The sequence below is a fragment of the Priestia endophytica genome (assembly GCF_026790145.1).
Taxonomy (GTDB): domain Bacteria; phylum Bacillota; class Bacilli; order Bacillales; family Bacillaceae_H; genus Bacillus_I; species Bacillus_I endophytica_A.
Genome location: NZ_JALAMS010000074.1, coordinates 1 through 10,558 on the forward strand (window position 1 = coordinate 1; position 10,558 = coordinate 10,558).

Here is a 10,558-nt window from a genome sequence, read left to right on the forward strand (position 1 = left end):
ACTTCTCTTTTTTCTCCTTTATGCAGGTTTTTATACATCGTTGATAAATCAATGTTACTCAGCCTTTTCCATGCCTGAGTAATGCATAAAAAATGGAGAGTTTATACAGTAGTTATTTATCTTTTAATAGGATTAATTCAATCATATCTTAAATCCTCAAATTGTATAAAATAAATGTGAATCTTTTATACATCTTGTAAAGGATAAACCTTGGTACATATAGTATTATCTAAAGTAAGTAAATGATGAAAGGATGTTCTTTCACATGCAGGAAAATGAAAAAGAATGGTACAGTTTGAAAGAAATTGAGAGAATAACAGGCATTTCGGTACCTTCTTTAAGTCGATATGCCGATGAATTCAAATATTATATTAAAGATCGAAAAAGTGGGAACAAAAGACTTGTACATATAGAAAGTATTCCTCTACTAAAGAAAATAAAGTCTTACTATGGTGACCATCTCAATACATCAGAAATTCATGAAAGGTTGAAAGAAACACCAGTTATTATTGATGTAAAGGATGAAAAAGATGTAATGGCAAATCAAACTGAAATGATGGATGAACTTAAATCTATGAAAGAGTTATTTCAACAAGAGATCCAGCAGCTAAAGGAAACAGTTATTACACAGCAAAAATATATTGATGAAAGAATGAATGAAAGAGATAAAATACTCATGGAATCCTTACGAATGATGAAAGAACAAAAGAAAGCAGTCGCCGAGGTTTCAACAACAATGGAAGATATGAAAGAAGAAACTAAAGATGAATCTTCCCATGAAAGAAACAATAAAAAGTGGTGGAAATTTTGGTAATCTCCAACTTCCTTGTTTATCCTTCTTATATACGATCACCTTTATGGTGATTTTTTAGCCTTCAGGCTAATTGTTTTTCTACGAAAAAAAGATAAAAATAGTCTTGCAATTCTATCGCCGAATTGCTATTTAAATAGAGTGAGAAGAGACAAGTAAAAGAATGTAGACGTATCAAGGGTTTATAAGGGGTAGGGTGTGAATTTTTTTTCACACCTGTGTGAATTTTTTTTCACACCTAAAAAATGGAAAAAAGGAGTAAAAAAAGAGAACCGGTATTATGGTTCTCTTTTGATTACTAGAATAAATAAATAGGTAGTTTATGCTTTTTGCTATCGTTACCTACTTTAAAGTTACGTAGCGATCTCTTAAAAATATGTTGAGTTGCCTTATCTACACCATCCTTAGGAGAACAGCATAAAATATTGGGATTTACAAACCAAGTACGAGAAGTACAAGCCCTTCCATCTTCGGTAGTCATTCCAGCTTCCGCAACTCCAAGTACGCCTTTTTTAAGTAAAGAATTCATAGTTTTAGAGACACTTTCTCGTGTTTTTCCAAATTGTTCAGCTAAATAACTAGGTGTTACAGCATTCACTTCTATTTCCTCATCGTTCTCTTTCTTTTCAACAATGACATTAGTTTTAAATTCTAAATAAGAAGCTACTTGTAACAAAAATGATTGCTCAGAACTAGTAAAGTAACCAATTTTATTTAAATAATTCATGTTATCAGTAATGATCTGCACAAACTTCACTCCATCACTTTTTTTCTTCTTTTTCCCGATGAAGTAATTTTCACCTGTTGTCTTATGTAAAATCTCTAGAAGCATTTTCTGCTGATCACCAGACAAACCAACACCAGCTTGTCCAAGCAGCTCTTCAATATCTAAATCTCTCTTATTCGCATTCTTAGAAGCTTTTGAAGAACCCTTAATAATGGCCTGCTGTCCTTCTGGAAGCGCCTTAAATTCTTCTTCTTTCTCCTTACGTTTTCGTTCTCGTTCTAATTGTCTTTGTTCGAAAACATTTTCCAACGTTTAATCCTCCTCAAAGTATGGAAGGAATTAAACCCTTATGGTAGAATACAAATATAATCATACGAATAAGGGTCTAACCCTTCTATAGTTTTTATTGAAAAGCCCTCGGAGTCCGCTAAAACTTGGGGGCTTTTCTCATGCCTTCTTTTCGTACTCTTTAATCTTCTGATCAATACTTAGTAATAGTCTATCATTAATTGTTTTGGGCTTGTACCCCATTCTATCAATTAGAATTCCCTCTAGGACCTTCGCACGCTTCGTATAATACAAATACTGCTCTTCTGCAAAAGAAATCGTCTCCTGGTCTATTTGAGCCTCCTTGGCACCTTTCTTAATCAATCTCATCTGATTAAACAAATCTGAACGCTCTTTTCGAACCAATCTCAGCAACACCAATAAGTCATACGTATGAAATCCTTCTAACTCACTAAAAGATAACTCACAATGTTCCAGATACACAAAGTTTTTTCTCCTTGGTCTATACGGATCCAGAGAAGCCCCACAAAATAGGCAACTTTTATTTGCTTGATTTTCTGTTCCACAATAAGAACAAATCATCAATCATCATCTTCTCTATCAGGGAACTTAATTTCATGCAAAGTATCAAGTGCATGTAAAAAAACATCTGTTACTGAAACCCTAGAAATAGGACTCTCTTTTTGGTAAAGTTCAACTAAATCTTTAAGTTGATTATAATGTTTATCATCCAAACGAAATGATGGACGACGACTTACTATTGTTTCTTTCTTCATCATTACACCTCCTGACTTTCTTGTCAGACAAGAAAGCTAAGACTGTCTAGCCTTTATTTAAATATATCACTCTATAAGACTGGAAACAATATCTAAATCCCACTTCTGATAAAAAATAAAAGGAGGCTGAAGCCTCCCTACACTAGCCTAAAGGCTAGAACTACATTCATCTAAAGTTCCTATGCTTTTTTAACATTAAAAACGGTGCTGACTCGCTTTTTCTTTTACAAATGAAAACGCAAAAATAAAGGCCATAAGCATAATGACACCGATAAGGATCGCCATGACCAGCCAACCCCATTCAAATTTTTGAGCGACTATATCATAAAGTTTAGATACACCTAATACGTTCCAAAAACCCCATTTAATCCCCGTTAACGCAATCACGGCAATCACGGCATATAACAAGACTTGCACAACCGATACACAGATTTCTTCGATTTTTTTGGTCTTCACTCGCATTTCTTGCACTTCGTTTGTTTTTTCTTGAATGGTATGCACTTTTTCAGAAAAATCACTGACGATCTCATCTGTTTTTTCATCAAATTTCTTTCCAACCATATCATTCATCTGTTCAAAATAGATGTTCAGTTTTGCATTCAAACTATCTCTCAGGACCAAGTTCGCTTCTTCTAATTGCTCGACTTTGTGGTTTAGGTTCTGGTTGTTTTGATTGTTCATGTTCATGACGGCTTTCATTTGCTTGTTCAAGCTCTCGTTGTTCTTCTCGATACTTTCGGCTAACTGGTCGATACGCTGTGCGATCAGTTCGTTCTGGTGCTCGATTTCCGACATTCGCACTCTGTAGTTGATTTGTTCGCTCGTATTCATTCCAGTCGATTGATTGAGTTCTTGTTTGGCTTGCTGTAAGTTGTCGCTCAAAGCCACGTTCTATCCCCTCCAGTTCGTAATCGTGCCCCAGTTTACTTCCTCGCACCCACTTATTCGCTTCTGGGTGCTTGTATGAGAGCGTTTCACCTCTTAGCTTCGTTTCTATACCCATCTTATCTAAAACCTCTGAAAAGCTATTAAAATCGCTTGTACGGGCTTTGGCTATATCGACCGCCTGACGTATTTCGTCTTTCCAGCTGATTTTCCCTTTTTCTATCAAAGATTTTTCAGCTGCTGTATAGCGTATCGGCGCTTTTTTCTCCAAGACGACAGAGAGCCCTTTCTCCTGACAAATGCGATCATTTTCGTTTTTAATTACATCACGCTGTTCTTTATTGCTATGATACTTCTTGCCATTTTCGATATTGACGGAATTGATGACAATGTGGTTATGTATGTGTTCCTTATCCGCATGCGTATAAATGGCAACTTGATAGTCTTTTGCGACAGATTTAGCTAACTCTAAACCGATTTCATTCGCTTGCCCTGGCGTCACTTCGTCAGGCTTGAATGACTGAATGATGGTGTGTGCCTGAATCCCATCATCTTTTCCGTAAAGCATTCGCAATTCTTTAAAATTTGATTTTGCATAATCTATATCGCAATTATGGCCACTCTTTTCGACTGCTCGCTTTTCGGCGTAATGGATCGCTCTACTTGCTGACTTGGTGTTTCCTAATTTAGTCGTTGCCATAGCTCGCTCACTTCTTTTCTCAAGTGTTCGATATTGTAATTCAAGCGTTCCCAATCGACATTGCCATCTTTATGCGAATTACAATATTTCGCAATTTGGTTCACGTTGTTCCCCAACTTGCTCAAATCCCTTGCAATCGCTTGTCTTGTCTCCTTATCGAATTTCGGAGCAACCAAGCGACTGCCTTGTGCCTTCTTCTTCACGAAGCTCGGCACACTCATATTCAACGTTTCAGCTGATTGCTGAAGCTTTGAATATTCGTCCTCGCTCACTCGAAAACTGATTTGGCGAGGCTCTTTACGGTTCGGAATCTTCCGTAAATTGCTAGCCACATCATTGTCTCGTTCGCTCATAAAATCCCACCCCTTTCTTCCGTTTTTCAAACGGACGCGCCGTTTAGAATTGTTCGTGTTATCTCCAATTCTAGCACTGGCGCTAGGGGTTTGGCAAGCGTCGCATTTGCTAGCCACTGCGTGGCGCAAATACAGCTTGTTGGGGGGTTCCCCCAATCCCCCTTTCTGTTTTTGCTTGCGCAAAAAATGGCTCGCTCATGCTAGCCATAAAAAGACCTTGGGGCGTTGCCCCTCCTCATCCCCCTTCTCAAATAAAGAGGGTGCTGTGAGTCTATCCACTCCTTAAATTCTCGACCTTTCGGTCTTGCGATTTACCTACCGTGGACAGACCCAAAGAAAAAAGCCTCACCAATGTAAGGCTGTAAGGATGAAATAAGAAGAAGTATGACGTCTTCCTAACATTGTATGTGTGTGTTACTGTACCGTGTTTGTCTCTTTTCCATAAAAAAAGCCCCGCACGATCGGGGCATGTTGGGCAAGTAAAGAAAAGAGTTTTCAATGTCATCCTTATTATTCTATGCCACATCCCAATTTTATTTCCTTATGTTCATTCAGATGAAACATGATATTTCAAATTTTAAACGTAAATGTTTCATAGCTGATGCAACATTTATAATCTGATTTGGATTATAAATTATAACGACACAGATTATAAACAATATAAACTTTGTTTAATTTTTATAATCTATTTCAGATTATATGTTTTCCCTTTCATCAGTGTATTGGTCGTTCGGCGTAGCCACCACAGACTGCAAATTGACAGATCCCTATACTTTTCCCTTTTTCTCATGATGAATTTCATTGCAATAAAACAAGCCGAGAGGATGATGGAAACCTCTCGGCTTGTTTCTGCTCATTTCTTGAACACGATAGATAACTAATCAATAACAATTAGGATATCTATGTCTGGGGAATACCTTCTTTTATAGCATGAGTTATTTTCCAAATTATTATTCATTCTTATTTATTTCAATATCTCTTTCTCATTTTCAATAAGTTGTCTTGTTTACTAAATAAAAAAGAGAGGGTCCTGGGAACTCTCTTGTAAACAGTAACACCATTATAGACCTAGGATTTCGGAGTGAGTATTATAGGAGTACTAGATGTCTGGTTAAGAGTTATAACAAAACTAACTTTTTTATCCTATGCATTGGTTCCCCATTTGGCACCATAAAAAAAGCCCCCACGGTCGGAGCCATGTAGGGCAAAGAAAAGAGTTTCTTCATGTCATCCCTATATTCTATGCTACTATGTAAATTTCTCGACCTTATTTCCAAAACTTCCACCACTTCTTATTTTCCTGAGCAGCTGCTATCTCCACTTGTTTGGATTCTAAAAGAGTATGAAAATGTTGCGTGAATAAACGGTCTCTTTTTTCGAGTTCATCACCCATCTTATGCTCGAACGCTTTAAATTTAAAACACATTTTTCCTTTGATTTTAGTAAATAGTAAGACAGTAAGCAAAAATTTAAATAGAGGAGATGTTTTAAAAGTGGAACATGTCAAAGGAAATGCTATGGGACTATGTTTTGAGGCAGCAAGATTCTGTGAAAAAACATACGCAGCGTCATTGAATTTGGATGACACAAAACTCATTCGATATTTAAGAGATTGTGCTGATTTATGTTATACTTGCGGAAAATTTTGTGCACGCGACAGTGAGTTTATGGGTGCCCTTGCCAAAGCATGTGCGGATGTTTGTATCAAATGCGCTGAACTTTGTGAAACTAGGGAGGATCTTAAGATTGCCCAAGAATGTGCGGATGCATGTCGCCGTTGTGCAGAAGCTTGCCGACACGCTTCATAATAATAGACTTATTGGGTTGGTTGTTATAATAAATACCTTTCAGCCTTGTTGTTTTAAGTATCGATAATTCCTGTACAATCCATTTTAAGTTTCTTGCTGAATCCTATCGTCAATGTGTTTTAGTGTCGCAAAATGGCAAGTTAATCATTATAGTTATAAGCTCGTCGTTACATACAACTATATTTGATAAACAGGAGCTTTATTTCAAGCTCCTGTTTTCATTATTTATTTAGTGCCTACTGATAGCTGACACCTGTTCCTCCACAACAACCACATCTTCTGGCACTATGACAACACGGGCAACATCCGCTTGTCTGGCAGTGGTGACATCCACTTCCACCACAACAGCAGCACATACCAGAACCGCCACAGTAACGACAACATCCTGTTCCCATGCAGCAACGACATTTGTGCATACACTCACCTCCATAAGATAACTCACACAGTATATATATTTAAATGGTGTCGGGTTCGAGCATGCCTATATTATCTAAATTAATAACCTAGTTACAATGAATACTCTATACAAAGTTAGTTAACATAATGATTGTTATCGGCAATGAAGAAGAGTAGGTTCCTCTCTAGGTACACAATTTTTTTCAAATATAATGAAAAAGAGCACCTAAACAATTAGGTGCTCAATCCGCAAGTTTTTTAAATCGAAAAGAAAACAATAAATCAACCCTGATAATACATATGTATATTATATTTGTCCTTATAACTCTATATAAAAAACTTAATTGGGAACAAAAAAATAAGTCCAGGAAGCTTTTCTTGAGCTTTCTCAAATATAATGAAAAGAGGAACGTTCATATTCGAATAATCTAGTGACCTATATTAAATATATGCAAAAATTTTTTATTGGTTCTCTAATAATTGCACTAAAATAAATAAAATCCTTTTTATAAAGCAAACTAATCAAGAGGTGCAAATATCTCTCTTAAAAGTTGATGAGTAGCAGAAAAAACTACTGACTCCAAGCAGTAGTTTTTTCTGTTTTTATACTGTATACACTATTCATTCTTAGCTAACATAATGTTCATTATAAGAACAAAAAGAGGTTAAGTGTCTTTTAGATACCTAAATAACCCTTTTAGTAAGAAAGATATGTACCGGACAGTTAAATAAATATGACAGGTGAGTAAAGAGAATCTATAGTCAAAAACCTTTTGAAAATGCCTAATTTAAATAGGACAAAAAACTATTTTTAATACCTTGAATATTAGTGTAAAGACTAAAATTAGGGGGAACGAAATGTATTATAACCACTATCTCTATCCAATTGAACACCAACAGCATAGGACACTGGCGTGGCATGAAACACTAGAACTTCATGAGTTAGTAGCATTTTCATCAATTGGTTTGATGAAATTAAAAAAGGCAATAGGGAAAATTCAATGTCCAACATTAAAAAATATATACAGCCAGTCTATCTGTGAATTAGAAGTAAACATAAAAGAGTTATTACAATTCTATCCTTTGACTCCTCGTGATGAAGGAGATATGAGGGACATGGATAAGGTCTTTTACGCAGGGGATTTACTTGCTTTTTCTAAGGCAGCTGTAAGAAATTATGCTGTTGCAATTACAGAAACTGCAACACCCAAATTAAGAAAGGTGTTAGCTAAACAGTTACGATTAGCTATAAAATGCCATGCTAGGATTTATCAATATATGTATGAAAGAGGTTATTATCCTTCATATAATTTAGAAAAACTTCTGAATAACGACATAAATCTTGCGAATAAAGCTTTATCAATGTGACATTCAAAATATTAAGAGTATGACTGAGATACCAGTAAAAATAATGAATAACGTTTCAAACTATGAGCAAACTACAAGAGATGCTGTGATGTATGTAGCCATGTAAAAACTTCACAAACCTATTTCTTAGCGTTTTATCATCCAAAAACGACCTTTGCCATATGGGGTCGTTTTTGGAGTTGTAAATGTATACACTATGCAAAAATAGTTAACATAATGATTGTTATAGGCAATGAAAGAAGAATCCTCTAATCGAAGATCCTTCTATACTTTCGGAACTAATCCGCAGGAAAACCTCTAGGTTCAGGGATTTAGCCTGTCCCTAATTGATACGCATTTATTTTTTATCAATACGAACTTGATTTAGAGGTGCAATTTTTAATTGATTGTCACTATCGTCGACCCAAAGTAAAAAGTTATCCTTTGCTTGGACGAAAACACCACTTTGGAAAGAAGGAAAGCCAAAAAATTGTACGTCAATTCTGTCTCCCTCTGAAAAAATTTTATTTACTTCATTAGCTAGATCTGACATAGTATCCCCCCTTTTTCAACAAATTTGCTTGTTGCATTCTCGCGGTAAGAAAACAATGTTTATGTGTTTATTACACTTCATTTACAACAATTGCCGTCAAAGGAACGATTCTAAGTTCATTATCACCATCATCAACATAAACTAAAAAGTTATCCTTTGCTCTCAGGAAAACTCCAGTACCAAGGTCTTGACCATTAAAAACTACATTTATTTTGTCACCTTTTTGAAAAAGTTGATTATAAGCATCAGCAAGGTTAGCCATTTTGCTTCCCTCCTTTCAACACAACATACTACAAAATATGTATATTTAAATAGGGTTGTACCGCTTTTTTACCTAAAAATATAAAAATGGTAGAATATCATACTTTTATATCTAGTTTTTCGGGATTTATTTTAATTTTCTAATGGGTAGCTGCTAAATCCGGATTCTTTTCGTTTACTCATGCTAGATTCTTCTTATAATCTATCAAACTTAACATTTGAATGTAAGAATATAAGCGTTTGTCACCTACACCCTTATCCATTCATAAGTTATAACAAATTTTTAAAAACGGGGAGTTTTTAGAAGTGCAAACACCATGGATAAATATACAATTATCAACTATGATTTGTTCACCATTCCTACAGAATGGCCAAACAGATAGTAATCAAAAAATATTCACAACTGAACAACAGACGATCAATTCTAGTGCTCTCGATCAATTAGAGTACGGACTAAACATTGATAAACAATTACAGAACGAAATTAAAGAAATTCAAAAACTTTTAGAACCAAATTCATCTAATTTATTATCTAGAATGTTTAAATTAGGAGACCGAATCAAAGTAGATCAAGGTACAAGTTCAGCAACAGGAGTGTTTATCAGAAGTAACAATAATGTATTAATATGGGTAGATGATGTTAAAGAATGTTTGAGTATTTCGAATATAGATCATATAATTGTTAGTAAACTGTGATCATGCCATAGTTGTTCCTTCGCTCTTTGAAGAAAAAAAGTTAGATTAGCTTAATAATGTGTATATCCTATTCATTTCTAGTTAACATAATCTTTTTTATCGGCAATAAAAAGAGATCTTCAATTGAAGATCTTTTTTTGATGATGCTTGTTAAACATTGGCATCCAATAGCCTAAGAAGAAATTAAGGCTTCTTCACACACTCTTTATTGATTTTTTCAAGTGTTATATATTCACCTCGTACTTTACGCTTATTTATTACCTTCCAGCTTTCTTCTTCTCGTTTTATTTTTAATAATACGTTTGTGCCATTTAGTTCTTTATAAAACAGATAACCTGATGAAGCATTTTCTATATTATTGTGCATAACAATTAATTCTCTATCTCCTATGGATGTACCATAAAATAGAGCCATTAGAAACTCTAAGTCCTTATTTCTCTTTCTCGAATTCAATATCATTTTACTTATATCATCGTAGTCATATCTCCGAGCATTATTCTGCCCCTCAATTTGCTCTAATAAAGGGAAACTTTTTTTTATATCTTTTTGTATTTCATTATTAAGTTGAGTCATACAATCCTCAAATGTCATTGGAGCTGCTAAAACAGTTTGTTGAGAGGTTATTATAAATAAAAGAATGAGATATAACAGCATTTTATTCAAATAAATAGACCTCCATTGCTAACCCATTTTATTGTTATACTTTCTACATCTCACAATTCTATTCCTCAACATTCCTGCATCGTTAGTTGAACAAATTCCCCAAAGATCAAATGAATAACATTCCATACTATGAGCAAACTACTCAAGATGCTGTGAAGTATCCAACATAAAATCTTTTTTCTGCTTTTACTCTGTATACGCTATTCATTTCTAGTTAACATAATCCATCTTAGAGGAAGTTGAAAAAGTCCAGATCCCTTGTCGGACAAGAGGTCTGGAACTTCTCTTTTTTCT

The 10,558-nt window shown here is 34.9% G+C and carries 14 protein-coding genes; 4 read left to right on the forward strand and 10 right to left on the reverse strand.

The window, feature by feature from the left end; translation table 11 throughout:
* Positions 1 to 265 precede the first annotated feature (265 nt).
* Positions 266 to 814: a hypothetical protein gene (locus MOC86_RS26600; protein ID WP_268586892.1), complete on the forward strand. Its 549-nt coding sequence runs from the start codon at positions 266 to 268 to the stop codon at positions 812 to 814.
* A gap of 295 nt (positions 815 to 1,109) precedes the next feature.
* On the opposite strand, the gene MOC86_RS26605 is transcribed toward MOC86_RS26600, so the two are convergent.
* The 6 genes from MOC86_RS26605 to MOC86_RS26630 form a co-directional block, all read right to left on the reverse strand.
* The gene (locus MOC86_RS26605; RefSeq protein WP_419146696.1) at positions 1,110 to 1,751 is read right to left on the reverse strand and encodes a MarR family transcriptional regulator; all 642 of its coding nucleotides are present in this window, start codon (positions 1,749 to 1,751) and stop codon (positions 1,110 to 1,112) included.
* 234 nt (positions 1,752 to 1,985) lie between these two features.
* Positions 1,986 to 2,309, reverse strand: a complete 324-nt coding sequence (locus MOC86_RS26610; protein ID WP_268586893.1) for a hypothetical protein — start codon at positions 2,307 to 2,309, stop codon at positions 1,986 to 1,988.
* A 98-nt stretch (positions 2,310 to 2,407) separates the two neighbouring features.
* On the reverse strand, positions 2,408 to 2,602 hold the full coding sequence (locus MOC86_RS26615) for a hypothetical protein (protein WP_268586894.1): 195 nt from the start codon (positions 2,600 to 2,602) through the stop codon (positions 2,408 to 2,410).
* Positions 2,603 to 2,797: 195 nt separating this feature from the next.
* Positions 2,798 to 3,223 (reverse strand): hypothetical protein, encoded by a 426-nt coding sequence (locus MOC86_RS26620; protein ID WP_268586895.1) that lies wholly within the window; start codon positions 3,221 to 3,223, stop codon positions 2,798 to 2,800.
* Positions 3,207 to 4,187, reverse strand: a complete 981-nt coding sequence (locus MOC86_RS26625; RefSeq protein ID WP_268586896.1) for a relaxase/mobilization nuclease domain-containing protein — start codon at positions 4,185 to 4,187, stop codon at positions 3,207 to 3,209. The genes MOC86_RS26620 and MOC86_RS26625 overlap by 17 nt, the downstream gene beginning before the upstream one ends.
* On the reverse strand, positions 4,169 to 4,540 hold the full coding sequence (locus MOC86_RS26630) for a MobC family plasmid mobilization relaxosome protein (RefSeq protein WP_268586897.1): 372 nt from the start codon (positions 4,538 to 4,540) through the stop codon (positions 4,169 to 4,171). Before MOC86_RS26630 ends, MOC86_RS26625 begins: the two co-directional genes overlap by 19 nt.
* A 1,493-nt stretch (positions 4,541 to 6,033) precedes the next feature.
* Here MOC86_RS26630 and MOC86_RS26635 point away from each other — a divergent pair.
* On the forward strand, positions 6,034 to 6,348 hold the full coding sequence (locus MOC86_RS26635; protein ID WP_268586898.1) for a four-helix bundle copper-binding protein: 315 nt from the start codon (positions 6,034 to 6,036) through the stop codon (positions 6,346 to 6,348).
* Positions 6,349 to 6,584: 236 nt separating this feature from the next.
* On the opposite strand, the gene MOC86_RS26640 is transcribed toward MOC86_RS26635, so the two are convergent.
* A complete protein-coding gene (locus MOC86_RS26640) occupies positions 6,585 to 6,764 on the reverse strand; it encodes a hypothetical protein (protein ID WP_268586899.1) in 180 nt (59 codons plus the stop codon).
* An 838-nt stretch (positions 6,765 to 7,602) separates the two neighbouring features.
* Between MOC86_RS26640 and MOC86_RS26645 the strand changes: the two genes are divergently transcribed.
* The gene (locus MOC86_RS26645; protein WP_268586900.1) at positions 7,603 to 8,112 is read left to right on the forward strand and encodes a spore coat protein; all 510 of its coding nucleotides are present in this window, start codon (positions 7,603 to 7,605) and stop codon (positions 8,110 to 8,112) included.
* 337 nt (positions 8,113 to 8,449) lie between these two features.
* Here MOC86_RS26645 and MOC86_RS26650 read toward each other — a convergent pair whose 3' ends face one another.
* Positions 8,450 to 8,644, reverse strand: coding sequence for a hypothetical protein (locus MOC86_RS26650; RefSeq protein ID WP_268586901.1), 195 nt, complete (start codon positions 8,642 to 8,644; stop codon positions 8,450 to 8,452).
* 70 nt (positions 8,645 to 8,714) lie between these two features.
* Complete coding sequence (locus MOC86_RS26655; RefSeq protein ID WP_268586902.1) at positions 8,715 to 8,906, reverse strand: hypothetical protein; 192 nt, start codon at positions 8,904 to 8,906, stop codon at positions 8,715 to 8,717.
* Between the two features lie 305 nt (positions 8,907 to 9,211).
* Between MOC86_RS26655 and MOC86_RS26660 the strand changes: the two genes are divergently transcribed.
* Complete coding sequence (locus tag MOC86_RS26660) at positions 9,212 to 9,601, forward strand: hypothetical protein (RefSeq protein ID WP_268586903.1); 390 nt, start codon at positions 9,212 to 9,214, stop codon at positions 9,599 to 9,601.
* A 183-nt stretch (positions 9,602 to 9,784) separates the two neighbouring features.
* Here MOC86_RS26660 and MOC86_RS26665 read toward each other — a convergent pair whose 3' ends face one another.
* Positions 9,785 to 10,264, reverse strand: coding sequence for a hypothetical protein (locus MOC86_RS26665; RefSeq protein WP_268586904.1), 480 nt, complete (start codon positions 10,262 to 10,264; stop codon positions 9,785 to 9,787).
* Positions 10,265 to 10,558 lie beyond the last annotated feature (294 nt).

Bases quoted from the DNA above. Each gene is read 5' to 3' on its own strand.
- MOC86_RS26600 (WP_268586892.1), top strand. From the start codon at position 266: ATGCAGGAAAATGAAAAAGAATGGTACAGTTTGAAAGAAATTGAGAGA.
- MOC86_RS26615 (WP_268586894.1), bottom strand. From the start codon at position 2,602: ATGAAGAAAGAAACAATAGTAAGTCGTCGTCCATCATTTCGTTTGGAT.
- MOC86_RS26625 (WP_268586896.1), bottom strand. From the start codon at position 4,187: ATGGCAACGACTAAATTAGGAAACACCAAGTCAGCAAGTAGAGCGATC.
- MOC86_RS26630 (WP_268586897.1), bottom strand. From the start codon at position 4,540: ATGAGCGAACGAGACAATGATGTGGCTAGCAATTTACGGAAGATTCCG.
- MOC86_RS26640 (WP_268586899.1), bottom strand. From the start codon at position 6,764: ATGCACAAATGTCGTTGCTGCATGGGAACAGGATGTTGTCGTTACTGT.
- MOC86_RS26645 (WP_268586900.1), top strand. From the start codon at position 7,603: ATGTATTATAACCACTATCTCTATCCAATTGAACACCAACAGCATAGG.
- MOC86_RS26650 (WP_268586901.1), bottom strand. From the start codon at position 8,644: ATGTCAGATCTAGCTAATGAAGTAAATAAAATTTTTTCAGAGGGAGAC.
- MOC86_RS26655 (WP_268586902.1), bottom strand. From the start codon at position 8,906: ATGGCTAACCTTGCTGATGCTTATAATCAACTTTTTCAAAAAGGTGAC.